Below are 24302 nucleotides of genomic sequence, written 5' to 3'. Positions count from 1 at the left end.
GTGGTTGTCGGAGAGGTCGCTGAGCGCGCCGAGTTCCTGGTGATCGGCGGTGGTGTCGGCGGCTATGTCGCGGCTCTGCGGGCGGCAGAACTTGGCGCAGAGGTCGTCCTGGTCGAGCGACGCGGTGTCCCGGGTCTGGGCGGAGTCTGTCTCCACGAAGGGTGCATCCCGTCCAAAGCGTTGATCGAGTTCGCCCGTCAGGTCGAATGCGTGCATCAGCTCGCAGCCGGCCGGCTCGCTGATTGGCGTCCTGACGTCATCGGGGCGTGGGAGCGGCGAACTGTGGCGTCCGCTCGGCTGGCCGAAGGCATCGCGAGGCGGATGAAGGCCCTCAACGTCACGATCGTCGATGGGGAGGCCCGCTTCAACAGAAGGAAACGCGTTGCGGTCCAGCAAGGCAACGGAGTCGGGTTCATTGACTTCGAGCGATGCGTCATCGCCACCGGCAGCCGTCCGCGGCAACTGCCCCTCCTGCCGGTCGACGGCGACCGAGTGGTCGACTCCACGGGCGCTCTCGATCTCCGGGTGCTGCCGGGCCGGATGGTCATCGTCGGCGGAGGCTACATCGGACTCGAACTCGGAACCGCCTACGCCAAGCTTGGCGTCCACGTAACCGTCGTAGAGATCGGTCCGCAGCTGCTTCCGGGCCTCGAAGGTGACCTGGTCCGGCCCGTCAGGAAGGGGCTTCGCAAGCTCGGCGTCGACATCTTGTTGTCGACGCGACCGGTCGAGTTGACCAGCGAGGGTCTGCTCATCGCCGGCGAGGAGGGTGGTCAGCAGGTCATCCCTGCCGACATCGTCGTCGTCACTGCCGGCCGAGTTCCCAATACGGACGATCTCGGGCTCCACATGGCCGATGTCCCGGTAACCGATGATGGGCTCATCGTCGTGGACGCCAAGTGTCTTGTCCGTCCCGGTCTCGCCGCGATCGGCGACGTGACCCCGGGACCCGCATTCGCGCACAGGGCCAGCGCTCAGGCCATCGTGGCCGCGGAGTCGCTCCTCGGGCACCCGACAGAATTTGACCACGCGACCATCCCGAGCGTCATCTTCACTGACCCAGAGATCGCGACAACAGGTCTCACCCTCGATACCGCCCGGTCAATGGGGATCGAGGCGCGGGCTGTCACCGCGAGCTTGAAGGCGTCAGGGCGGGCGTCGGCGCTTGACACCGACGGATTCGCTCGCCTCGTCATCGACCCTGACCGTGACCTTGTCATCGGCGCACAGGTCGTGAGCCCTCACGCGTCAGACGTCATCAGTGAGCTCACGCTCGCGATCGAACTTGCAGCAAGTCCGTGGGACATCGCGTTGACGGTGCATCCGCACCCGACTTTCAGCGAGTCCTTCCATGAGGCCGCCGTCGCGGCCACGAAGGCACCGACACGTCGGAGGGCTGTATGAGCTGGGATTTTTCCACCGAGCCGGAATTCGAAGCGTCCTTGGAGTGGATGCGCGGGTTCGTACGTGAGCACGTCTTTCCGCTCGAACTGCTCGATCTTGATCGACGTCGGTTGAAGCTCGTCGTGTCGCCGTTGCAGGAGGAGGTGAAGGCGCGTGGTCTCTGGGCCGCGCATCTGCCGCCTGAGTTGGGTGGGACCGGTTTCGGGCAGTTGAAGCTCGGTCTGATGCACGAGATCATCGGGGAGTCGCCGTTGGCTCCCTACGTCTTCGGCAACAACGCGCCGGACTCGGGCAACAGCGAGTTGATCGCGTTGGCCATCAGGGAGACGGGTCGCGAAGACCAGGCCGGGCGCTGGCTGAGGCCGCTGTTGTCGGGCGACCTGTCCTCAGCCTTCAGCATGACCGAGCCGCACACGGCCGGGTCGGATCCGCACTTGCTCCAGACCACGGCGGTTCTGGAGGGTGACAGCTGGGTGATCAACGGCCACAAGTGGTTCACCACGCACGGTTCGAGCGCCGACATCTTGATCGTGATGGCGCTGACGGACCCGGACGCCGCGCGCGGCAAGAGGCATTCCATGATCATTGTGCCCGCGGACACGGAGGGCGTGGACGTAGTACGTGATATCTCCACTATGGAGCACCCCTCTTCCCATTACGGCACGTTCTGGGCCCATTCCGAGGTGCGGTACAGGGACGTCCGGGTTCCGGCGGACAACCTCCTGGGGCAACGGGGAGCAGGATTCCGGCTGGCGCAGGAGCGGTTGGGGCCGGGGCGCATCCATCACGCGATGCGCTGGCTGGGACAGGCGAACCGGGCGTACCGGATCATGTGCGAGCGGGCCGTGAGCCGGACCGCGCACGGCGGGCTGCTGGCCGACAAGCAGTCGGTCCAGAACTGGATCGCGATGAGCAAGGCGGAGATGCACGCCGCTCGGTTGATGACCTTGCATGCCGCGTGGACCATGGATCAGGCCGGTGCATCGAACGCCCGCGTCGAGATCTCCATGATCAAATACTTCGGCGCCCGTGTCCTGCACGATGTCATCGACCGCGCCATCCAGACGTGTGGTTCTCTGGGCTATTCCGCAGACCTGCCGCTTGAAGCGATGTACCGGGCCGCCCGGTCCGCCCGCATCTACGACGGCCCCGACGAGGTGCACATGCAGTCGGTGGCCCGTAGCGAGTTGAAGAGGTTCACGGCATCGGTCTTCCCCCACGACCACGTGCCAACGCGCCGCGCGAAGGCGGTGGCGCGTTACGGCGACCTGGTTGCCGGCTACCGGGATGAAGCGGCCGGCACGTGAATCTTCCTCCTGAGAACGTGCCGCATGACGGGCCAGGAGTAGCTGGAGAAGCCGAACATGAAGCGGATCTGGCCAGGAACGCCCTGGAGCTGAAGGCACTGCTGGTCGCGGCCGGGCACGGGGTGCCCGGCGCGCTGCGACTCGAACGCATCGAGGCTGGAATCTCGAACGAGACCTACGTGGTCCGAGGAGTCATCGAGCCCCGCGGAGGATCCATCCCAGCCGCGGGCACCTGGGTCTTTCGCCGTCCACCACGAGACCATGTTCTACCGACTGCCCACGACATGGAACGCGAGTTCAGCACGCTGCGGTTTCTGGCTGGACAGCGCTACGCGGCGCCCAAGCCGCTGTTGCTCGCCAGCGCTTCCTCGTCATTGGGTAGTTCCTATGTCATGTCCTGGGAAGCGGGCCGAACCCTTGTGTCCGCGCGAGACACCGCACTGCTCACGCCCGCCGAACGGGCAAGGGTCTCCTATGAGTTCATCGGCGCCTTGGCTCGGCTGCACCAGTTGGACGTCACCACCTATCCACGCAGATCACGATCGACGACGCCGTTCGTCGCCCGGCAGCTGTCCGTGTGGCGACGCCAATGGGAGGCCGGCGATCCGCCCCCCGGACTGACCCGGGCCTTCGACGATGTGGCCGCCAGGCTCTCACCGTGGGCGGAGTCTCGATCGACGGGGACGGCCGCCGTCCTGGTCCACGGCGACTATCGCCTGGACAACGCCATCTTCGACGACGACTTCCATGTCCGTGCCGTACTGGACTGGGAGTTGGCCACCGTGGGCGACGCGTGGTGCGACCTCGGCTTGCTCCTCGTCTATTGGGCTGAGGCCGCCGACGACGAGCGCGCGCGCATCGGCATCGCCGAGGGAACCACCCAGCACCCAGGCTTTCCCACCCGTCACGAACTCATCGAGTACTACGCGTCCGTCGGTGCAACCCCGCCCGACGATCTTGACCATTACACCGCCGTCGGGTACCTCAAGCTCGCCGCGATCTTTCAAGGAATCCACGCACGACTGCGGATCCGACCTCAGCAGGGTGAACGATTTTCCACCATCGCGGACGCGATCCCACGGCTTCTCTCGCTCGCCGGCCAAGCATGTGGATAGGCCTTATCGGAAGCGACGGAGAATGTGGGCGTTGATTGATCCGATGTGGTCTCGCATTGCTCGCTCGGCTTGGGCGGGATCGTGGGCTTCGAGGGCGGACAGGATGGCAAGGTGCTGTTCAAACGATTCCTTGTATCTGCTGACATCGTTCCCGACCAGTTCCTTGATGCCGCGGTCCACCTGGTTGCGCACCGTGGCCAAGATCTGATCCATCTTGCTGTTGTCCGCCGCCCGCATGATGCTCCCGTGCAGGGTCGAATTCAGCTCCTTCATTGTTGCAATATCCGATGCAGGATCTGTTCCCAGAGACGCCTGCCCCTCATCAAAAGCCTTCCGGATCCCGGCGAGCTCCGTGTCGGAAATTCGGTCGGCGGCGAGCATGGCCAAATAGCCTTCGACGGCCTCTCGCACCTCCAGGGCCTCCCTTAGCTCCAGGTACGAGAGATAGGGAATGAGATATCCGACGTGCGGAATGGGCAACACCAGGCCCTCGTTCTCCAGCTTGAGGAGCGCCTCCCTGACCGGGGTCTTCGACATCCCCAACCTTGAGGCCAGTTCCGTCTCCGAAAGCCGGGAACCGGCCGGGAGGTCGGAGAGAATCAACTTGACAAGCCGCTCGTATGCCACGTCGGCAAGTCGCGGTCTCGCAGCACGCCCAGGTGACTGGACCGAACTTTGTCTGGCCATTGAGTGCTCCTTACTAAAACGGGTCAACTCCGCCGAGACCGACGAACGCGCCGCTCTGTGTGCGATATCAGGACAATCCGACACAGGACACGTTCATGTATCGTCGACGCCAAGAATAGATACCGCCAAGATATCACGGAGCTTGCAACGAGTTAGAAGAAGTACAGCCGGCTCAAGGACACGGTGTCCGCTGGATCAGAGCCGATGAGCTCACCATCGAGAGTGACCTGGCCGGTGTCTTGTCGCACACGCACCTCGCCGAGGCGGTCGTTGCGGATCATGCTTGCGGGCCCGATGCCTCGAGTGCCGAGGACGGCGACGCGGCGACGCCGGGTGGTCATGACGTCGTTGCCGGCTTGAGCGGCCGCCTGGCTGACGAACGCCACCGACAGGTCTGCCGGCGTGGCGCCGTGCGCGCCGAACTGCGGGCCGAGCACGAGCGGTTGGGCGCGATCGATGGCCGCGTTCGGATCACCGGTCACGCCGTACGCGGGAAATCCCGCCTTGAGCACCAGCTCGGGCTTGGCCGCGAAGTAGGAGGGCTTCCACAGCACGATGTCGGCGAGCATGCCGATCTCCAATGAGCCGACCTCGTGAGCCAGCCCGTGGGCAAGGGCCGGGTTGACGGTGAGTTTGGCGAGGTAGCGCAGGACCCGCTCGTTGTCGTGGCGCGGGTTCTCGGCTCCGAGCTGGGCCTTCATCTTGGCGGCCATCGCGAAGGTCCGCCGCACCGTCTCGCCGGCGCGACCCATGCCCTGCGCGTCGGAAGAGGTGATCGGGATGACTCCCAGGTCGTGCAGCACGTCTTCCGCGCCCATCGTCCCGGCACGGATGCGATCACGGGCGAGCGCGGCGTCGCCGGGCAACTCGGTGTTGAGCAGATGTACGGCTGCGATCATGTCGAAGTGCTCGGCGACCGAGTCGCGCCCGAAGGGGAGTGTGGGGTTGGTCGAAGAGCCGATGATGTTGGCCTCGCCGGCCAGGCGCAGCACGTTGGGGACGTGCCCACCACCGCACCCCTCGATGTGGAAGGCGTGGATGGTGCGCCCGGCCAGCACCGCGAGGGTGTCCTCCACGCAGAGGGCCTCGTTGAGGCTGTCGGTGTGCAGGGCCACCTGCACGTCATGCTCCTCGGCTACGCGCAGCGCGGTGTCCAGCGCCCGGGGATGCGCGCCCAGGTCCTCGTGCACCTTGAATCCACACGCCCCACCCTGAGCAAGAGCTTCGACGAGCGGCGCGGGATCTGAGGAAGAGCCGCGGGCGAGGAAGCCGATGTTCACCGGCCAGGCGTCGAAAGCGTTGAAGGCATGCCGTAGCGCCCAGGGCGAATTGACCCCGACTCCCCAGACCGGGCCGAACTCCTGGCCGATGATCGTGGTGACGCCTGAGGCGAGGGAAGCCTCCATGATCCGCGGTGAGAGCAGATGCACGTGCGTGTCGATCGCGCCCGCGGTGGCGATCAGACCCTCGCCCGGCACGATCGCCGTTCCGGTGCCCACCACGACGTCCACGCCGCCGAGGGTGTTCGGATTGCCGGCGCGGCCGATCCCGGCGATGCGCCCGTCCCGGATGCCGATCGACGCCTTGCGGACGCCCAGCATCGGGTCGATCACGACCACGTTGCTGATCACAAGATCGCATGTGGCGTGGACCGGTGCGGCGAGCAGGTGCATCCCGTCCCTCGCGGTCTTGCCGAATCCGACGACGAACTCCTCACCCGGTTCGGAGGCGTCGTGTTCGACCTCGACCACGAGCCCGGTGTCGCCGAGGCGAATCCGGTCGCCGTGCCGCGGCCCGTAGCAGGCGATGTATTCCTCTGGGCTCAGCGGATTCATCGGCGCACCGCCGGAGTCAGGCGCGCCGCCACAACGCGGGGGAGCCGCTTGCCGTTTCTCATGTCCGGTCCCATCCGTTATCCAGGTAGCCCAACGCGCGTGCGCGTCGCAGCGCCCGCTCGGGTGCGCCCGGCGCGTCCAACGGCCCATCGACCAGTCCGGCGAAGCCGATCGCGACCCGTGCGCCGGCGATCGGCGTCAGCGCCACGTCGATCGTCCGGCCCGCGTCGAACCGGATCGTCGACCCGGCAGGCATCGCGGCCCGGAAGCCATAGGCGGCCGCGCGGTCGAAGGACAGCTTCTGGTTGACCTCGAAGAAGTGGAAGTGCGAGCTGACGCTGATCGGCACCGTGGCGGTGTTCGTCACGGTCACGGTCACGGTCCCGCGGAGCACCGGTGGCGGAGCGTCCCCGGCCGTGATCGCGCCGGGCGCCTCCTCGGCGAGGCTCACGCTCTGGATCGGTTCGTTGACCACCACCAGGCGGGTGCCGTCGTCGAAAACGGCCTCGACGGCGACCTCGGTGAGCACATCCGCCACGCCGGGTAGCACATCGGCCGCGGTGAGGACGGCGCGGCCGACGCCGGCCGCTTCGGCGAGCCGGGCGCCATCACGCGCCGCCTCGCACACCGCGTCGGCGATGAGCGCGGTGGCCTCCGGCACGTTCAGCCGAAGCCCGCGTGCACGGCGAGCCCGGGCAAGTTCGGCCGCCGTGAACAGCAGCAGCCGATCACGCTCACTCGGGGTCAAGCGCATAGCGGCCTCCCTCCACCTGCGGCCAACGCCGCGGCCTCGTCGGAATCGATTTCTGTAGCAGGCATCTGGTCCTACCTCATCAAGCTCTAGTCCACCAGCGATACTTGTGGCATACTAGCGACGTCGCACCAATATTCTACCTCTTCCGGTGATTACCAGGATCGGAGTTAGCAAATGGTTGATGACCAGAACCTCGCCCCCGTCGCGATAGATCACTTTCCTCCGCTGGGTGCGACCATGGCCGAAGTCGAGGCGATGCTCGACGGCCTTCGCGCACAAGATCCAGACGTACGCCGAGGAAGGTTCGGCATGTTCTCGCTGCGCGGGAATGCCGACATCCAAGATGTGGCGCACCGAGGATACGAACGGTTCTTCAGCTACAACGGTCTATTTGCTCGCATGTTGCCGAGCATCGGCCTGATGCAGCAAGAACTACTGTCCGGTTGGGCCTCTCTATTGTCCACGACCCCCGAATGCGGCGTGTTGACCTCGGGTGGAACGGACAGCCTTTTCAACGCGGTGCACTCCATACGAGAGTGGGCACGAGAGCATCGACCGGGAGTGGAACCCGAGATAATCGCGCCGTTCTCCGCGCACGCCTCTTTCACGAAGTCATGCCATTACCTGGGCGTCCGGCTTGTGCGAGTTCCTCTGGATGGGGAGTACCGCGTCGACCTGGAGGCGATGGAGGCCGCCATCACCGACCGCACGGTGGGGCTGATCGCCTCTGCGCCGGCGTGGCCGCATGGCGTGTACGACCCGATCGGCAAGGTCGCGGCGCTGGCGAGAAAACGCGACCTATGGCTGCACGTCGACGCCTGCGTCGGTGGCTGCCTCACTCCTTTCGTGCGAGAGCTCGGATATGCGGTGCCTGAATTCGCATTCGAGCACGAGGGGGTCTGTTCGGTCAGCCTGGACCTGCACAAGTATGGATACGCCCCCAAACCGTGCTCGGCTTTGTTCTACGCCGACGAGGAGCGCAGGCGCTACCAAGGATTCGCCACCGAGGAGTGGTCGAACGGTCCGTACAAGACGGATGCCTTCGTCGGATCGCGCCCAGGGGGAGCGGTAGCGGGGGCTTGGGCAGTGATGCGTTTCCTTGGCCACGAGGGATACCTGCGTACGGCCCAGAGAACGATGTCGGTGCGTGATCAGATCCTGGCCGCCATCGAGCAGATCCCCGAACTTCATTCGGTCGGAAGCGAGCTCTCGCTCGTGACGATCGGGTCAGCCGAACTCGACATCAAGGTGGTCGGGCAGGGTCTGGCCAGTCGTGGCTGGTCGCTGTTCGGTGTCAGGCACCCGGAGTTGCTCCACCTGACGTGCGACGCGGTCGATGACGAACTGGTGGCCGAGTTCATCGCCGACCTGGTCGACGTCACCGGTCGCGTCTCAGCCGGAGAACTGAACGAGCGCGGCGACCTCAGATACACCTGACACGACCATCACAAGGTCAGGTTGGAACGACTCGACCTACCAACGAGCGGCAGCCTGCTCAGTGAGTGGAGGCAATCACATGTTTGACGATCGAACAAGGGGCGTCGCGGGAACGGCCTCGCCCGGTGGCGAGGGATTCACTCGCCGAGCACTGCTGTTCAGAATGGGCGTCGGCGGCCTCGCGCTGGCCGGTCTGCCGGCACTGCTCGCGGCGTGCGGTGAAGGATCGGAATCCGGCGAGGCCAAGGACACCTTGCGCATCGGCCTGACCTCCGAGATGGATTCGCTCAACCCCTTCGTGCAACAGAGCGCCGCCGCCGTCATCGCGACGCACCTCATGTTTCCCACGTTGACACGTCAGGAAGGCAGTGAGTTCACCCTCAAACCTGATCTGGCGGAGAGATACGCGGTCAGCGATGACGGCAAGGAGATCACCTTCACGCTCCGTACCAACGGCAAGTGGTCAGATGCCAAGCCGATCACCGCGGAGGATGTCGAGTTCACGATCAACACCCTCGTGCGCCTGAAGAGTTCGGCTGCCGCACTGCTCGCTCAGTACGTCGTGGGGATAACCAAGGCGGTCGCCGAGGATGCCAAGACACTCGTCGTCACCTACAGCAAGCCGATCGCGAATGCGCTGGCACTGCTCTCCCGCGTGGTGATCCTGCCCAAGCATGTGTGGACGGCCCCGGCAGCCGGGGACGGTGCCGGCCTGAAGAGCTTCACGTTCGACGAGAAGGTCGTGTGCGGCGGGCAGTTCGTCCTGGAGAAGTACACGCCGAAGCAGATCGTTCTGCTCAAAGAGCACCGGGATTGGTACGGCGCCAAGCAGTCGATCACCACCCTCGGCTTCCTGACCTTCGGTTCGCCGGACGCGATGCTCAAAGCGCTGGAGACCAGTCAGATCGACGCGGTGGCTCTGCTTTCGCCCAGCGCGGTGGGGGCCGGCGTGGACAAGCTGCGGACCAAGAACATCAAGGTCGAGCAAGCGCCCGGGTTCGTCATGAACAACCTGTACTTCAACGTCAATCCCAAGAAGACGAAACATCGGGAACTGCTCGACCCGAAGGTACGGAAGGCGTTGTCGCTGGCGATCGATCGCGAACGCATCGTGAAGGTGGTGCTGTTCGCGATGGGCCGGCCGGGCAGCTCGCTCGTCTACCCGGCAATGGGGGACTGGCATGACTCGAGCATCACGCCCGACCCCTTCGATGTCGCGGCGGCGAACAAAATCTTGGACGACCTCGGCTACAAGCGTGGGCCCGACGGAATTCGGGTCGCCGACTCGGAGCCGATGTCGTACACCGTCAACCTCGCCAGCGGCCTCGCAGGTGGCAGCCGGATCGTGCAGATCATCAGCAGCGGCTGGGAGCAGGTCGGTGTGAAGGTGACCTCCCGCGCACTGGACGCGAGCGCGATGATCGATGCCATCAGCGCACCCGATGGCAAGTACCTCACCAACGATGTGGCCGTCTGGGGATTCTTACCCGCCTCCCCGGACCCGTCGGCGGTGCTCGATCACTTCGTGACGGATTCGATCGGCGGCTTCAACAACTGTCATTACAGCGATCCCGAGTATGACCGTCTCTACGTCGAGCAGAACGCCACGCTTGACGCGGCGGCTCGGCGGGAGATGGTTTACCGGATGCAGCGCATGTTCTTCGATGCCCGCGCGATGCTGGCCCTGTGCTATGTCGATGCGCTCTCCGCCTCGGGCTCGAAGTTCACCGGCTATCACATGTCTGGCTTCGGGCCGTTCAACGCGATCTCGCGCGATCAGTTCACTGACATCCGCCCAGCCTAGGTGTTGGCACCAGTGACGAACATGGGCAGCGCGATCGTACGCCGCATCCTGAGTGCGGCGGTGCTGGTCTGGGCAGCGATCACGTTCAACTTCTTCCTCTTCCGTCTGGCCCCTGGAAACCCCACCGCGCAACTCAGCCGCGTCCCGCAAGGCAGCGTTGCCCTCCAGGAGCAGCTCAATCGCGAGTTCGGGCTCGATCGCCCGATCCTCGTGCAATATTTCCGCTATCTGGAACAGCTGGGCCAAGGCAACCTGGGTGTTTCCTTCGTCAACAAGCAGCCGGTCCGCGGCAACCTCGTGGACGCCATCGGGAACACGTTGCCGATGGTCATGCTCGGAGTTCTGTTGGCGATCGTCATCGGCATCACGCTTGGCGTCCTGGCCGGCGCGCACCGCGGCGGGCCACTGGACCATGCCTCGGTCGGGTTCGCCACGTTCATGTACTCGCTACCGGCACAGTGGATAGGGCTGGTTCTGTTGTTCCTGCTGTCGGGCTGGTTGCCCGCCGGGGGGATGACCGACGAATTCCTCATCGACCCCTCGCTGGGCGAGCGGATCGCCGATGTCGCAGTTCATATGATCCTTCCATCACTGACCATGGCTCTGGTCATGTTCGGCCAGTACGTGCTCGTCACGCGCTCGTCGGTGGTCGAGACACTGAGTGACGACTATGTCCTCACGGCGAGAGCCAAAGGCTTCGGTGCGGGATACGTCGTTCGCCGTCACGTCCTCCGCAACGCGCTGTTGCCGACCGTCGCCCTGATCGGGCTCTCGGTGGGTGCGATGGTCGGCGGCGCGATCCTCGTCGAGGTGGTCTTCTCGTGGCCCGGGATCGGGCGCACGATCTACGACTCCATCGTCGCGCGTGACTATCCGATGATGCAGGGAGCATTCCTCGTGTTCACCGTCTCGGTCGTGCTTTCCAACCTGCTGGCCGATGCCACGTACGGACTTCTCGACCCGAGGGTGCGCAGGATGGGAGGGGCACGGTGACCGAGAGCCATGGTGCCCGCACGGCGCGCGGCGCACGGCGCGGGAAGGCGCTCTGGCGCGGAGCGCGGCGAAACCCGGGCTTCGCCCTCGGGCTGGCGGTGTTGCTCGCGCTGGGAGTGATCGCCGCCCTGGCACCGCTGATCTTCCCGGCCGGGTCGGGCCTCCAGGTGGGGGAATCGTACGCCGCCCCGTCGGGTGAGCACCTGCTGGGCCTGGACGACGGTGGCGCCGACGTGCTGGCCGAGCTGACCTGGGGTGCGCGGATCTCTCTTCTGGTCGGCGTCTGCGCGGGGGCCATCACGGTCCTGGTCGGCGGACTGGTCGGTCTCCTGAGTGGTTACTTCGGCGGGTGGCTCGAGCAGATGCTGATGCGGGTCACCGACTTCTTCCTCGTGATCCCGGTTCTTCCGGTGATGATCATCATCGCGGCGCTGTACGGTACCCACCTGGTCAACACCATCCTCATCATCGGGTTGTTGTCGTGGCAGAGCACCGCGCGGGTCGTGCGGGCACAAGCCAAAAGTGTTCGTGAGCGCTTGTTCGTCCGGCGAGCGCGAGCGATGGGCTCCAGCCACGCACGGACGCTCATACGACACGTGCTGCCGCAGGTCGGCCCGTTGCTCGCGGCGAGCACCGCGCTTGCCATCGGACACGCGATCTTCTTCGAGGCCGCGCTCCGCTTCTTGGGGCTGGCCGACAGCAACACCACCTCGTGGGGTCAGATGATCGCCGACGCGTTCCAGCGTGGAGCGACGAACGCGGGAGCCTGGTGGGTACTGCTGCCCCCGGGCCTGGCCATCGGGCTGGTGGTGCTCATGACGACAGTGCTGGGAAGACGGCTCGAACAGCACATGAATCCGCGGCTAGAAGTGTCCCATCTGGGTCTGCGGTCGTTCCGCAGGCAGCACGCTGCAGGGAGATCACGGTGACTGCGCCTTGCTTGGAGGTCAGAGGTCTGAACGTCCGGCTGCGTTCCGGGGGGCGTGACCTGCACTTGGTCAGGGACGTTTCCTTCACAGTGCAGAGCGGCGAACGGTTCGGCCTGATCGGTGAGTCCGGCTGTGGCAAGACGACGACGCTCATGGCACTCATGGGACTCCTGTCCGACCGGGCTTCGGTGGCCGGCGACGTTCTGGTCGACGGGGTCGACATCCTGGGGGACGGGGAGCGGAGCGTTCGTGCGCATCGCTGGCGGGATATCGCTGTCGTGTTCCAGAGTGCGATGAACGCCCTCAACCCCGTCCAAACGGTCGGCCGGCAGATCGCCGAGGCCGCGGGCCGGATGGTCGGTGAATCCGAGCTGCCCGTGAAGCGCCGCGTCTCAGACGTACTCGAGCTTGTGGGCCTCCGCGCGGATGTCGCCGGACGCTATCCACATGAGCTGTCCGGCGGCATGCGCCAGCGCGTGGCGATCGCCATGGCGGTGGTGTGCCAGCCCCGGGTGTTGCTGGCCGACGAGCCGACGACGGCGCTCGACGTGATCGTGCAGGCACAGGTGCTCACGGCTCTCGAACGCGCCTGCGCGGAGCTCGGTGCGGCACTCGTCCTCGTGTCGCACGACATGGGCGTGATCGGTGAGGTCTGTGACCGGGCCGCGGTGATGTACGCCGGTGAGGTGGTCGAGACCGCGGAGATCGACACCCTGTACCACGACCCCGCGCATCCGTACACCCAGCTCTTGATCGCGGCGAGCCCCAGCCTCGCCCATCGCGACCGGGAACTCGTGTCGATCGCGGGAACTCCTCCTGCGGCCGGTGGCGCGGTCCCCGGCTGCGGCTTCGTGGCTCGATGTCCGCGCCACTTCGACCCCTGCGCCTCCTCGGCTCCGCATTTCTGGCCCGTCGGTTCCGGCATGCAACGGGCTCGCTGTCATCTGTACGACTCGGCCTCCAAGGTCCGGCCATGATGACCAAGACCCCAGCGCTTGAGATCGACGAGCTGGCCGTGCGATACGGGGCCAAGCAGGTCGTGGACGGGCTCTCCATGACGGTCCGCAGCGGTGAGCTGGTGGCCGTGGTCGGCGAGTCGGGCTGCGGGAAGACCTCGACCGCACTCGCGGCCGTGGGACTCGTCAAACCTGCGGCCGGCACGGTGAGGGTGGCCGGCGCCGACCTGGTCCAGGCTCGCGGGCACAGCCGCCGTGAGATCCTCCGCTCGATCCAACTGATCTGTCAAGATCCCTACGAGGCCCTGGACCCGCGTTGCACGGTCGGCGAGGTGGTGGCCGAACCCCTGCTCGTCCACCGAGTCGGCGGAGGCGCGCCGGCCCGGCGCGCTCTGGTGATCGAGGCCCTGGCACGTGCCGGAATCCCGAACGCCGAGACGTACGTGGACCGCTACCCGCACGAACTGTCGGGCGGCCAGCTGCAACGGGTGGCGATCGCGGCGGCGATCGTCCTTCATCCGCTGGTACTGATCGCCGACGAGCCGGTGTCGATGCTCGATGTGTCTCTGCGCGCCGGAGTGCTCCGCCTGTTCGCGGACCTCCGCGACGCCGGCCTGGCGATCCTGATGATCACCCATGACCTCGTCACCGCTGCGCATTACGCGGATCGCGTGGCGGTCATGTACGCCGGGAGGCTCGTGGAGGAAGGCAGTCCCGAGGCGGTTCTCCGTTCGCCGACGCACCCCTACACCCGAGCTCTGCTGGCGGCGGTGCCGAACCCGGACCGGTCACGGGACGTGGCTCGTCCGATCCTTCCAGGGGAGCCGCCGGACCTTCTCGACCTCCCTTCGGGCTGTCGCTTCCGCCCGCGGTGTCCGCTGGCACAGGAATCCTGCGCGCGGACGGATCCGGCGCTCGAGACGCTGACAGCGGACCGGGGCGCGGACGCTCACCGGGTGGCCTGCATCCGTGCTTTCGAGCCGGGCCACGCTCCGCCGGGTGACGTGCCGCTCACGCGGGCCGGATCGTCGGGCGAGGCGACCATCGCCAAGGACGGCAGCAGGCCTGACTAGGTCCGCCGTCTCCTGTCGTCGGAGGCACCACACCCACTGCCGGCCACGAGAACGCGACTTTGAGGAGGTGGACGGTGACCGAGAGAGCGTTTCCCCGCCATGACCATTACATCGCTGGATCGTGGCGCGCGCCGAACCGCGGCGACTACGTCGAGAGCGTGAACCCGACGACGGGTCGCGCGTGGTACTACGCCGCTCGTGGTGACGCCGTCGACGCGGACGCCGCCGTCCGGGCCGCCCACGCCGCATTCCGCGACCCGGCGTGGCGCGACGTCACACAGACCAGGCGAGGCGCGCTGCTGCGGCGGCTGGCGGAACTCATCGCCGAACACGGTGAGGATCTGGCCCGGACCGAGACGCTCGACAACGGCAAGCTGCTCACCGAGATGCGGGCGCAACTCGCCAGCCTGCCCGAGTACTTCCACTACTACGCCGGACTCGCCGACAAGATCCACGGTGAGACCATTCCAGGTTCGCACCGTGACATCCTCAACTACACCTTGCGTGAACCCCTGGGTGTCGTGGTCGCGATCACGCCATGGAACTCGCCACTGCTGCTCACGGCCACCAAGCTCGCTCCCGCTCTCGCCTCGGGTAACACCGTGGTGGTCAAGCCATCCGAGCACACGTCGGCCTCCCTGCTGCGGCTGGCACCGCTGTTCGCCGAAGCCGGGTTCCCGCCCGGCGTCGTCAACGTGGTGACCGGGCACGGCAACGAGGCCGGCAGGGCGCTGGTCGAGCATCCGCTGGTCGCCAAGGTGTCCTTCACCGGCAGCACCGAGACCGGGTCGGCGATCGCCGGCGACTGCGGGCGCCGCTTCGTGGGAACCACCCTTGAGCTGGGCGGTAAGTCACCCAACATCGTCTTCGCCGATGCCGACATCGACAACGCGTCCGTCGGCATCGTGGCGGGCATCTTCGCGGCGGCCGGCCAGACCTGTGTCGCGGGCAGCAGGGTATTCGCGCAACGCCCGGTCTACGACGAGATAGTCGCGCAGGTCCGCGCGCGCGCCCAGGCGATCCGCCTCGGGGACCCGCTGGATCCCACGACGCAACTCGGGCCGCTCGCGACCGCCGCTCAGCGCGGCCGGGTGGAGAAATACGTCGCGCTCGGCGTCGCCGAGGGAGCTCGCGTGGTCACCGGCGGAGGCCGAGCGTCGGTGGACGGCCTCGACGGGTTCTTCTTCGAGCCGACCGTCTTCGTCGACGCCGACAACGGCATGCGTGTGTGCCAGGAGGAGATCTTCGGGCCGGTCGTGGCGATCATGCCGTTCGACACCGAGGACGAGGTGCTCGCCCTGGCGAACGACACGAGTTTCGGCCTTGCGGCCGGAGTGTGGACCCGCGACCTGGCTCGCGCTCATCGGGTCGCGTCGCGGCTGGTGGCCGGCACGGTGTGGGTCAACACCTATCGGTCGACGTCGCCGATGTCCCCACGGTCGGGCTTCAAGAACAGCGGCATGGGAATCGAGCAGGGCACGCACGCGATCGGTGAGTACACCCGGCTCAAGAGTGTCTGGATCAACACCGGCGAAGGTCCGGCGGACGACCCGTTCGTGCTCCGCTCCTGACTGGTTCAGGCGTCCATACTCTGCTAATATACTAATCGAGTACCACCAGTATACTACTGAGATCGACTACCTGATCGGAGTTGGCAAGTGGTGGAATACGGGAACCCTGACGTCGTGATCGTCGGCGCCGGGGCAGTTGGCACCTCGTGTGCCTTTCATCTGGCGGCAGCGGGGATGCGGGTCATGGTCCTCGAGCAGGATCGGGTGGCCTCCGGGTCCTCGACCTGCGCGACTGGAGCGATGTACTCCATCTCCGCCGACTTCAACGACGCGGACTACCTACGCTGGGGCGTGCAGGGGCACTACTCGACGAAGGAGATCGTTCCCGTCCTCGAGGACCTCTCGGGAATCACCACGGGCTTCCAGTGCCGCCCGGCTCTCCGGCTGGCGATCGACGACGAGGAAGAGACGCAGGTCCGGGCCGACCTGACCTGGCAGTCGGAGGTCATGAACACCCGGTGGCTGACGCCGGACGAAGTGCGGTCGATCGAGCCTCGGATCAGTGGCGAGGTCCGCGGTGCCGCCCTGGAGCCGGAGGCGATCCAGGTCCCGGCGGACGTTCTGTCGCAGGCTTTCATGCGATCGGCCGAGCGATTCGGCGCGACGTTCGTTCCCGGAGTGGCGACGGGCCTCGAGTGGAGCGGCGACCGAGTGACGGGCGTACGTCACAGCCAGGGGACGATCTCCTGCGACAACGTCGTCCTTGCGATGGGCGCCTCGGCGGCCGTCGCGTCGAACTGGTTCGACTACCAGGTGCCGGTCCGGCCGCTTCGGGGCGAGCGGTTGATGCTGCGCTGGCCGTCCCCGCCGCTGCAGGTGCTGCTCTCGACTCCTCGTCGTGGTCATCTCATCAGCCGCCTGGACGGCTACCTCAGCATCGGGAGCACGGGCGGCCGCGACTTCGATGATCGCGACAACTGGATCGTCGACCAGGGCGCCGCGATCGCCGAACCGCACCCGGCGCCGACCCCCGAGGCGCGCGCCGAACTCCTGGCACGGGCGATCGAAGTTCTGCCCACCATCGAGTTCGCCACGGTCGGACAGCAGATCACGGGTATTCGGCCGCTCTCGCGCGACACCAGGCCGATCATCGGCCCGGTGCCGGGTCGCGAAGGCGTGTTCCTGGCCACCGGTCACACCCACCGCGGCATCCACCTGGCCGCGGTGACCGGCGAGTTGATCCGCGACCTCGTCGTCCATGGGCGATGGCTGCGGACATCCTGTGACGCGAGCCTCCTCGATCCCGCCCGGTTCCTCTCATAATCGCGTGCACCGCCCGTCCTTGACCGGACGGGCGGTGACGGCGACGAATGGAAGGTAGAAGATGCAATCTCCAGGCAACATGCTTCGCGCCGCGGTCGAGGGCTACGCGGGCGGGCGAAGCTACGCACCGGGCGAGACGCTCACCGTCCACTGCACCGCCGATGTGCCCTCCTTCGACATCGAGATCGCCCGCTGTGGACGCACGCGTGAGGTCGTGTGGACGGCCGAGGGGATCGAGGGACACCAGCGTGAGATCCCCGCGGACGTGGGCGCGCGGGGATGCGGCTGGCCGTCCTCCTTCGAACTCGTGCTGCCGCCGGACTGGCGGCCCGGCTACTACGAGGTGTCGTTCGCGTGGCCGGGCAAGGACGATCGCGAGCTCAACCTCCCGGCGTTCTTCGTCTTGCGCAGCTCGCCCGAGCGTCCGCGCCCACCGATCCTGCTCTTGCTCACCGACACCACGTACAACGCGTACAACGACTGGAACCACAGCCGGAGTCTTTACACGGGCGGTTCGCACGTTTCGTTCGAGCGGCCGTTCGCACCCGGCTTCCTGACGCGTCCACCTGACCTGCGACTGCGGGCGGCGACGGCGATGGGCACCTTCGACCCGGCGTTCCGTACGCAACGCGCGACGGTCGACGCGCATCGCCTGTCCGGGTGGTGTTACGGGGCCGGCTTCTACCAGTGGGAGCGGCCATTCATCACCTGGGCAGAGGAAGAGGGGATCGAGCTCGACTTCGCGGTGAGCTCGGACCTGGAGTTCCGGCCCGAGGTGCTCGACGGCCGGCAGTTGGTGGTGAGCGTCGGCCATGACGAGTACTGGTCATGGGCCATGCGTGACTCCATGGAGGAGTTCATCACCGGCGGCGGCAACGTCATGTTCCTGACCGGCAACGCCGTCTTCTGGCAGGTGCGTTTCGAGGATGAGGGTCGCGTGATGGTCTCGTACAAGTACGCGGCACCACGAGAGGACCCGCTTCGCGGTACCGAACGGCAGAGCGGCATGTGGTCGGACAGCGTCGTGGGGCGGCCCGAGAACCAGCTCACCGGCGTCAGCTTCACCCATGGTGGCTATGTGCGCGCAGGCCACGGCGTCGCGCGTGGGCCAGGCGGCTACCTCGTCTGGCGGCCGGACCACTGGATCTTCGAGGGCACGGACGTCCGCTACGGCGACTTGATCGGCGCCGAGTACGGCGTGATCGGGTACGAGGCCGACGGCTGTGAGCTCACCTACGGTGAAGACGGGCTGCCGGTGCCGACGCACCGCGACGGCACGCCCGAGAGCTTCGAGATCCTCGCGACGTCGCCGGCGCGCCTGTGGGCGAATGAGGATCTGCCGCCTACGAACTCGGGGGTCGACGGCGACCTGTCCGACCTGGGATACACGCAGTGGCGCGTGTTCGGCGTCGATCCACGCGTCACCCCGGAGTCGGAGATGGAGCCGCGAGTGCGTGCGATCGGGCATGGAAACGCCGTCATGGGCATGTACACGCGCGGCGGCACGGTCTTCACATCCGGCTGCACCGACTGGGGCCACGGCATCGAGGGCCGCGACCCGATCATCGTCGCCATCACTCGCAACCTGATGACGCGGTTGGGTGGAGCGTCTCGTCGGCCCGGCGCCGAGGACGGTGCCGGCGAGGCTCGTGCGCCATCAGCCGAGGCGGGCTGAGGGTGGCTCAGTCGCGGGTCGATCGGCCGCGGCATTACCGAGAACGATGCTGGTCACTATCAGCGATCAGGAATGGAGATAGTTCGAAAAATGGATTTCTCAACGGGGATGAGTTCTTTGAGTCTCGTGACCGGCGCGCGACGCGGCTGGCCGGGTACCGGAGCGTCCGACAATGGCTGAGGTCGTGAACGAGGTCCGCTCCCGCCAGTTGGGCTTACTGACTTCGTCCTCTGACCCGATTCTGATCGATTCGGTCGCCGAGGCTGGAATGGACTTTCTGTGGCTTGACGCAGAGTACACCGGTCTGTCCGCCATCGCGGCTAGCCACGTCGTGCACCGGCTCTCCGGGCGCGGCGTGAGCACCCTTATCCGTGTTCCGGCGATCGACCCGGACTCGCTTGTCACGTTCGCGAACATGGGCTTCGACGAGATCGTATTGCCCCGCGTTCGCACCGTAGAAGAGATAAAACGCGCATGGACGTGCCTGACCTATCCCCCTCGGGGAGAACGACCTCGGCAGGTCATACCGGCCAGCGCGTGGGGCGCGAGATACGACAGGCAGCCCCAGATCAGCATGATCGTGGAAACGTTGGACGCGGTGCGGGCCCTGCCTCAGATCATTGCCACTGACCATCTCTCAAGCTATTGGATTGGCCACAAGGATCTGTTCGATGACTATGTCCGCGAGTTCGGTGACAAGGCGGGATTCGAGGACTTCGTCCGGGAAATAGTTGAGACTTTCCGCCAATCTGGAGTCAGCTTCGGCTGGGGAGTGCCCGAACCGTCTGACGTCGAATCGGTGTGGACAGCCGGTGCCACGCGGTGCGCTTGGTATTGGGATCTGCACCTACCTCGCCACCTCGCACGGTCAGCCGCCTCCCGCCTTGAACGTCGCTAGTACGGCCACCGCCATTCGTCGCATGACCAGTGCGGACGCGGGATGGGTCAATGCGATCGTGTGATCGGAAGCAGGTCTGACGACGGCAGCCGCTCGTGATCACGTCTGTATGACGTGATCACGAGCGGCTGCCGCTGCGGCGGCTCAGCGGTCCCAGCGGGGCTCGGCGCCCTCCAGCACCCGCCCGTCCGCCGTGAAGATCAGGTAACGGTCGAAGTCGGCGGCGAACCAGCGGTCGTGGGTGACCGCCAGCACCGTGCCCTCGAACGCGGCCAGCCCCTGCTGCAACGCCTCCGCGCCGGCCAGGTCGAGGTTGTCGGTGGGCTCGTCGAGCAGCAGCAGGGTCGCGCCCGACAGCTCCAGCAGCAAAATCTGCAGCCGCGCCTGCTGCCCGCCCGACAACGTCTCGAAGCACTGGCCTCCGGCGGGGGCCAGCTCGTAGCGGGCCAGCGCGGCCATGGCGTCGTCGCGGGCCAGCCGGTGGTCGGTCATGACGATCTCGGCGACCGTACGGCCGTGCAGGTCGGGACGGGTGTGGGTCTGGGCGAACAGGCCCGCCGAGACCCGGGCGCCCAGCCGGGCCAGCCCGGTGTGCTCGATCGGCTCCCCGGCCAGCAGGCGCAGGAAGTGCGACTTGCCGGTGCCGTTGAGTCCGAGGACCGCGACCCGCTCGCCGTACCAGATCTCGGTGTCGAAGGCGTCCAGCAGGCCCGTGAGCCGCAGCCGCTCGCACGTGACGGCGCGCTTGCCGGTGCGGCCGCCGCGCAGCCGGACGCGGATGTTCTGGCGGCGGGGGACGCGCTCGGGCGGGCCTGCCCGCTCGAACCTGTCGAGCCGGGTGAGCGCCGCCTGGTAGGCCGTGGCCAGCGCGTCGTTGCGGGTGGAGCGCTGGCGCAGCACGTGCACCAGGTCGCGCAGCCTGGCGTGCTCGTCGTCCCAGCGGCGGCGCAGCTCCTCCAGCCGCCGCACGCGGTCCTGTCGCGCCTGCCCGTAACCGGCGAAGCCCCCGCCGTGCACCCACACGCGGCGCGACTCGACCGTCACGATCCGGTCGGCCGTCTCGGCGAGCAGCCTCCGGTCGTGCGAGACCAGCAGCACGGTCTTGGCGCTGGCCCGCAGCTCGCGCTCCAGCCACTGCTTGGCCGGCACGTCCAGGGCGTTGTCGGGCTCGTCGAGCAGCAGCACCGGGTCGGGCCCGCGCAGCAGCGCGCGCAGCATGAGCCGCTTCTGCTCGCCGCCCGACAGCGTGCCGAGCGGCCGGTGCCTGACCTGCTCGTACGGCAGGCCGAGCGCCTGCGTGGCGCACACGTCCCAGACCACCTCCAGCTCGTAGCCACCGGTGTCGGCGTAGTCGCTGAGGGCCTGCGCGTAGGCGAGCTGGGCCGGCTCGTCGTCGCGTTCGGCGATGGCCGCCTCGGCCCGGGCCAGCGTGGCGGCGGCCCGCCTGACCGGGCCCGGCGCGACGGCCAGCAGCAGGTCGGCGACCGTGCCCGGGCCCAGGAACTGCCGCATCACGCCGACCCCGCCGGACGCGGTCACCCGTCCCGAGGCGGGCTCCAGCTCTCCGGCGATCAGCCGCAGCAGCGTGGTCTTGCCCGCGCCGTTCGGCCCGACCAGCGCCGCCTTGCCTCCGTCGCCGACCCGGAACGACACCCTGTCCAGCAGCGGCCGCCCGTCGGGCAGCAGGTACGTCAGCTCGCTGACCTCGATATGGCTCATTGTTCCAGTACTAGACCATCGATCCGGTATCCGTACAACGTTTTATCATGCGACCCCGGCGAAGACAGGGGCCCGGCGCGTTGATCGCTTGAGGGTCGCGCCAGAACCGGCAGATCGATATAAGTAGGACATCTGACTCGTAAGACGATCACCCTGATGCCCTCCAGGAGAATCATGTCCACGCGCACCCGGCTGCTCCCTGCCGCCCTCACTCTCGCGTTACTCACCACCGGCGCCGTCGCCCAGCCGGCCTCGGCCGCCGCACCTCTCGCCGCCTCCGCCACGACGGCCGAGGACGCCCTGCTGGCCAAGCTCAACGCCATTCCCGGCCTGACCGTCGTCTCCGAGACCCAGCCGAGCGGCTTCCGCTTCTTCGTCCTCACCCTCACCCAGCCGGTGGACCACCGCCACCCCGGCAAGGGCACGTACCAGCAGCGTTTCACCCTGCTGCACCGGTCCGACGACGCTCCCGTGGTGCTCTACACCAACGGCTACGGCCTGCCCGTCAACCCGAGCGCCTCCCAGACCGAGCCGACGCGGCTGCTCGGCGCCAACCAGGTCTCCGTCGAGCACCGGTTCTTCCGCAGCTCACGCCCCGACCCGGCCGACTGGAGCAAGCTCGACATCTGGCAGGAGGCGAGCGACGAGCACCGCATCGTCTCAGCCCTCAAGACCGTCTACAGCGGCAAGTGGATCCAGACCGGCGCCAGCAAGGGCGGCATGACCTCGGTCTACCACCGCCGCTTCTACCCCGGCGACGTCGACGGCGTGGTCGCCTACGTCGCGCCCAACGACCGGGTCAACCCCGCCGACCGCGCCTACGACGAGTTCTTCGCGAACGTGAGCGACGCGGCCTGCCGCACCGCGCTGGACAACGTCCAGAAGGAGGCGCTCAAGCGGCGCGACAGGCTGGTGCCCAGATTCGAGGCCGAGGCCGCGCAGAACGGCTACACCTTCACCCAGTCGCTCGGCACCGCCGACCGGTCGTTCGAGATGACCGTCCTCGACTCGGTGTGGGCCTTCTGGCAGTACTCCAGCGAGAGCGACTGCGCGGACGTGCCGCCCGCCACGGCCACCGACGACGAGATCTACGACTGGATCGACACCGTCGCCGGATTCTCCTTCTACACCGACCAGGGCATCGACTACTACGTCCCCTACTACCGCCAGGCGGCCGCCCAGCTCGGCTGGCCCGAGCTCACGTTCAAGCACCTGCGCGGCCTGACCCGCTACCCCGGGCTCTACCAGCCCAACTCCGTCATCCCCGCCGCGCTGCGCACCTTCCACAACCCGCTCCCGATGCTGGACGTCGACCACTGGGTGAGCAAGCAGTCCAGCCGGATGATGTTCGTCTACGGCCAGAACGACCCGTGGAGCGCCGAGCGGTTCACGCCCAGCCGCAACGACTCCTACCTGTACGTCGCCCCCGGCGCCAACCACGGGGCGAACATCTCGCGCCTGCCCGAGGCCGAGCGCCAGGCGGCCACGGACACCCTGCTGCGCTGGGCCGGAGTGACCGGCACCCAGGCGAACCAGCGCAGCGCGCCCTCCATCCCCGACGACGACATGCTCCCTGACCGTCACACCTTCTGATCCGCCTGATCCGCTGCCGGAACCGGCGGTGTACCGGATCGCCGATCCGGTACACCGCCGTAGGATCGGGCGCATGGCTGGCGAAAGCGTGTGGCTGCGACCGCGAAGACAGGAGCGCCAGACGCTCACCCTCGACCGGATCGTCGCCGAGGCCGTGGCCCTGCTCGACACCGAAGGCGAGGCGCGGCTGACGATGCGGCGCCTCGCCGAACGGCTCGGCACCGGCTCCACCACCCTTTACTGGCACGTCAAGACCAAGGACGACGTGCTCGATTTGGCACTCGACGCGGTGTTCGGCGAGGTGCCCCTGCCCGACGGCCCCTCCGGCCTCTCGGAACCGGGCGGCTGGCGGGCTCGGGTGAGTGAGCTGGCCGGCGCCTGGCGGGCCGCGATGCTCCGCCACCCGTGGTCCACCGGGCTGCTCGACCGCCCGATGATGGGCCCCAACGCGCTCAGCCGCACCGAGTTCCTCTACGCCACGCTGGCCGGAGCCGGATTCACCGGGCCCGACCTGGCCGCGGCCGCCTTCAGCCTGTCCATGTACGTCACCGGCTCGGCCACGATGCAGACCCGCGAGCGCGACGCCACCGACGCCGCGATGCGCGACCACCTCCGCGCCCGGCACGCCGCCTACCCGACCCTGGCCGCCCACGGTCTCGACCACGACTGGGACGAGACCTTCGCCCGCGGCCTCGGCTACCTGCTCGACGGCATGACCACCAGGAGTGGCCGCTGATCACCCGTCAAGCCCGCCGCCAGGCTGGGGGAGCGGCTGGCCGCGCTCTTCCCCGGTGACCCGTCACAGGCGGTGCGGTTGCCGGCGCCGCTGGTGCAGGTGCCGCCGCGCGCCGTGTGGGGCAAGTCGGGGCAGACCGCGTACGCCGGCCTTGAGTCGTGGCTGGGGCGCGAGCCCGCATCCCGAGCCGTCGATGTCGCGGCTGGTGCTGCGCTACCTGGCCGCCTTCGGGCCGGCCACCGTCGCCGACGTGCAGGCCTGGTCGGGGCTGACCGGGTTGCGTGAGGTCGTCACGCGGCTCCGGCCTCGTTGTCCGCCTCACAGCAGGAGGAGGTACGGGCCGAGGGCTTCGCCGAGCCTGGCGGGGCTCGGCGCGACGTTCGGTTCGTCTAGGTCGGTCAGTGGTTCTCCGTGTTCGGTCGCGTTCTGTTCTGTGAGCGTTCTGTTCTGTGTGGGCCGCGGAGGCGGGTGGGCGTTCCGGCCGACCGCGATTGCCCGGGGTCTGGTGATGTTCGCCTTCGGCCTTGTTTCGGGCGCGGGGGTACTTGGCACG

Annotated in this window: 20 protein-coding genes; 16 read left to right on the top strand and 4 right to left on the bottom strand. The window is 67.2% G+C overall.

All coding sequences use genetic code 11. The features are described from left to right. Genes lpdA through AB0I38_RS02855 form a run of 3 tightly spaced genes read left to right on the top strand, consistent with a single transcriptional unit; the run spans position 1 to position 3826 of the window. Entirely contained in the window at positions 1–1404 is a 1404-nt protein-coding gene (gene lpdA, locus AB0I38_RS02865; RefSeq protein WP_358460873.1) for a dihydrolipoyl dehydrogenase, read from the top strand. Further along, the gene (locus AB0I38_RS02860; RefSeq protein ID WP_358460870.1) at positions 1401–2711 is read left to right on the top strand and encodes an acyl-CoA dehydrogenase family protein; all 1311 of its coding nucleotides are present in this window, start codon (positions 1401–1403) and stop codon (positions 2709–2711) included. The genes lpdA and AB0I38_RS02860 overlap by 4 nt, the downstream gene beginning before the upstream one ends. Continuing rightward, a complete protein-coding gene (locus AB0I38_RS02855) occupies positions 2708–3826 on the top strand; it encodes a phosphotransferase family protein (RefSeq protein WP_358460867.1) in 1119 nt (372 codons plus the stop codon). Before AB0I38_RS02860 ends, AB0I38_RS02855 begins: the two co-directional genes overlap by 4 nt. A 3-nt stretch (positions 3827–3829) precedes the next feature. Here the strand turns inward: AB0I38_RS02855 and AB0I38_RS02850 are convergent, their stop codons facing one another. The 3 genes from AB0I38_RS02850 to ureA form a co-directional block, all read right to left on the bottom strand. Beyond that, positions 3830–4453, bottom strand: coding sequence for a GntR family transcriptional regulator (locus AB0I38_RS02850; RefSeq protein WP_358460864.1), 624 nt, complete (start codon positions 4451–4453; stop codon positions 3830–3832). A gap of 212 nt (positions 4454–4665) precedes the next feature. After that, the gene (locus AB0I38_RS02845; RefSeq protein ID WP_358460861.1) at positions 4666–6348 is read right to left on the bottom strand and encodes an urease subunit alpha; all 1683 of its coding nucleotides are present in this window, start codon (positions 6346–6348) and stop codon (positions 4666–4668) included. A gap of 58 nt (positions 6349–6406) precedes the next feature. Further along, the gene (gene ureA, locus AB0I38_RS02840; protein WP_358460858.1) at positions 6407–7102 is read right to left on the bottom strand and encodes an urease subunit gamma; all 696 of its coding nucleotides are present in this window, start codon (positions 7100–7102) and stop codon (positions 6407–6409) included. A gap of 174 nt (positions 7103–7276) precedes the next feature. On the opposite strand from ureA, the gene AB0I38_RS02835 reads away from it, so the two are divergent. From AB0I38_RS02835 to AB0I38_RS02790, 10 genes are all read left to right on the top strand, one after another. Further along, positions 7277–8539, top strand: coding sequence for a pyridoxal phosphate-dependent decarboxylase family protein (locus AB0I38_RS02835; protein WP_358460855.1), 1263 nt, complete (start codon positions 7277–7279; stop codon positions 8537–8539). Between the two features lie 79 nt (positions 8540–8618). Then, a complete protein-coding gene (locus AB0I38_RS02830) occupies positions 8619–10343 on the top strand; it encodes an ABC transporter substrate-binding protein (RefSeq protein WP_358460852.1) in 1725 nt (574 codons plus the stop codon). A 21-nt stretch (positions 10344–10364) separates the two neighbouring features. Then, positions 10365–11336, top strand: coding sequence for an ABC transporter permease (locus tag AB0I38_RS02825; protein ID WP_358462234.1), 972 nt, complete (start codon positions 10365–10367; stop codon positions 11334–11336). Then, positions 11333–12265, top strand: a complete 933-nt coding sequence (locus tag AB0I38_RS02820; RefSeq protein ID WP_358460849.1) for an ABC transporter permease — start codon at positions 11333–11335, stop codon at positions 12263–12265. The genes AB0I38_RS02825 and AB0I38_RS02820 overlap by 4 nt, the downstream gene beginning before the upstream one ends. After that, positions 12262–13242: an ABC transporter ATP-binding protein gene (locus AB0I38_RS02815; protein WP_358460847.1), complete on the top strand. Its 981-nt coding sequence runs from the start codon at positions 12262–12264 to the stop codon at positions 13240–13242. The genes AB0I38_RS02820 and AB0I38_RS02815 overlap by 4 nt, the downstream gene beginning before the upstream one ends. After that, complete coding sequence (locus AB0I38_RS02810) at positions 13239–14294, top strand: ABC transporter ATP-binding protein (protein WP_358460844.1); 1056 nt, start codon at positions 13239–13241, stop codon at positions 14292–14294. Before AB0I38_RS02815 ends, AB0I38_RS02810 begins: the two co-directional genes overlap by 4 nt. A gap of 74 nt (positions 14295–14368) precedes the next feature. Next, a complete protein-coding gene (locus AB0I38_RS02805) occupies positions 14369–15865 on the top strand; it encodes an aldehyde dehydrogenase (protein ID WP_358460841.1) in 1497 nt (498 codons plus the stop codon). Between the two features lie 87 nt (positions 15866–15952). Beyond that, a complete protein-coding gene (locus tag AB0I38_RS02800) occupies positions 15953–17128 on the top strand; it encodes an NAD(P)/FAD-dependent oxidoreductase (RefSeq protein WP_358460838.1) in 1176 nt (391 codons plus the stop codon). Between the two features lie 61 nt (positions 17129–17189). Then, the gene (locus tag AB0I38_RS02795) at positions 17190–18803 is read left to right on the top strand and encodes a N,N-dimethylformamidase beta subunit family domain-containing protein (protein ID WP_358460835.1); all 1614 of its coding nucleotides are present in this window, start codon (positions 17190–17192) and stop codon (positions 18801–18803) included. 172 nt (positions 18804–18975) lie between these two features. Beyond that, positions 18976–19701, top strand: coding sequence for an aldolase/citrate lyase family protein (locus tag AB0I38_RS02790; RefSeq protein ID WP_358460832.1), 726 nt, complete (start codon positions 18976–18978; stop codon positions 19699–19701). Between the two features lie 144 nt (positions 19702–19845). Here the strand turns inward: AB0I38_RS02790 and AB0I38_RS02785 are convergent, their stop codons facing one another. Continuing rightward, complete coding sequence (locus tag AB0I38_RS02785; RefSeq protein WP_358460829.1) at positions 19846–21420, bottom strand: ABC-F family ATP-binding cassette domain-containing protein; 1575 nt, start codon at positions 21418–21420, stop codon at positions 19846–19848. Between the two features lie 174 nt (positions 21421–21594). Between AB0I38_RS02785 and AB0I38_RS02780 the strand changes: the two genes are divergently transcribed. From AB0I38_RS02780 to AB0I38_RS02770, 3 genes are all read left to right on the top strand, one after another. Continuing rightward, positions 21595–23013, top strand: coding sequence for a S28 family serine protease (locus AB0I38_RS02780; RefSeq protein ID WP_358460826.1), 1419 nt, complete (start codon positions 21595–21597; stop codon positions 23011–23013). Between the two features lie 73 nt (positions 23014–23086). Beyond that, complete coding sequence (locus AB0I38_RS02775; protein ID WP_358460823.1) at positions 23087–23749, top strand: TetR/AcrR family transcriptional regulator; 663 nt, start codon at positions 23087–23089, stop codon at positions 23747–23749. Then, on the top strand, positions 23739–24302 hold a 564-nt coding region (locus AB0I38_RS02770; RefSeq protein ID WP_358460821.1), incomplete at its 3' end, for a DNA glycosylase AlkZ-like family protein. The genes AB0I38_RS02775 and AB0I38_RS02770, both read left to right, overlap by 11 nt.

This window comes from Nonomuraea cavernae (genome assembly GCF_040655715.1).
Taxonomy (GTDB): Bacteria; Actinomycetota; Actinomycetes; order Streptosporangiales; family Streptosporangiaceae; genus Nonomuraea; species Nonomuraea cavernae_A.
This window is presented reverse-complemented; position numbering and strand designations above follow the sequence as displayed.

What these genes read in the sequence shown, in the direction of transcription:
- AB0I38_RS02845 (WP_358460861.1), bottom strand. Translation starts at nt 6,348, where the DNA reads ATGAATCCGCTGAGCCCAGAGGAATACATCGCCTGCTACGGGCCGCGG.
- AB0I38_RS02825 (WP_358462234.1), top strand. Translation starts at nt 10,365, where the DNA reads ATGGGCAGCGCGATCGTACGCCGCATCCTGAGTGCGGCGGTGCTGGTC.
- AB0I38_RS02780 (WP_358460826.1), top strand. Translation starts at nt 21,595, where the DNA reads ATGTCCACGCGCACCCGGCTGCTCCCTGCCGCCCTCACTCTCGCGTTA.
- AB0I38_RS02860 (WP_358460870.1), top strand. Translation starts at nt 1,401, where the DNA reads ATGAGCTGGGATTTTTCCACCGAGCCGGAATTCGAAGCGTCCTTGGAG.
- AB0I38_RS02790 (WP_358460832.1), top strand. Translation starts at nt 18,976, where the DNA reads ATGGCTGAGGTCGTGAACGAGGTCCGCTCCCGCCAGTTGGGCTTACTG.
- AB0I38_RS02835 (WP_358460855.1), top strand. Translation starts at nt 7,277, where the DNA reads ATGGTTGATGACCAGAACCTCGCCCCCGTCGCGATAGATCACTTTCCT.
- ureA (WP_358460858.1), bottom strand. Translation starts at nt 7,102, where the DNA reads ATGCGCTTGACCCCGAGTGAGCGTGATCGGCTGCTGCTGTTCACGGCG.
- AB0I38_RS02810 (WP_358460844.1), top strand. Translation starts at nt 13,239, where the DNA reads ATGATGACCAAGACCCCAGCGCTTGAGATCGACGAGCTGGCCGTGCGA.
- AB0I38_RS02795 (WP_358460835.1), top strand. Translation starts at nt 17,190, where the DNA reads ATGCAATCTCCAGGCAACATGCTTCGCGCCGCGGTCGAGGGCTACGCG.
- AB0I38_RS02785 (WP_358460829.1), bottom strand. Translation starts at nt 21,420, where the DNA reads ATGAGCCATATCGAGGTCAGCGAGCTGACGTACCTGCTGCCCGACGGG.
- AB0I38_RS02830 (WP_358460852.1), top strand. Translation starts at nt 8,619, where the DNA reads ATGTTTGACGATCGAACAAGGGGCGTCGCGGGAACGGCCTCGCCCGGT.
- AB0I38_RS02775 (WP_358460823.1), top strand. Translation starts at nt 23,087, where the DNA reads ATGGCTGGCGAAAGCGTGTGGCTGCGACCGCGAAGACAGGAGCGCCAG.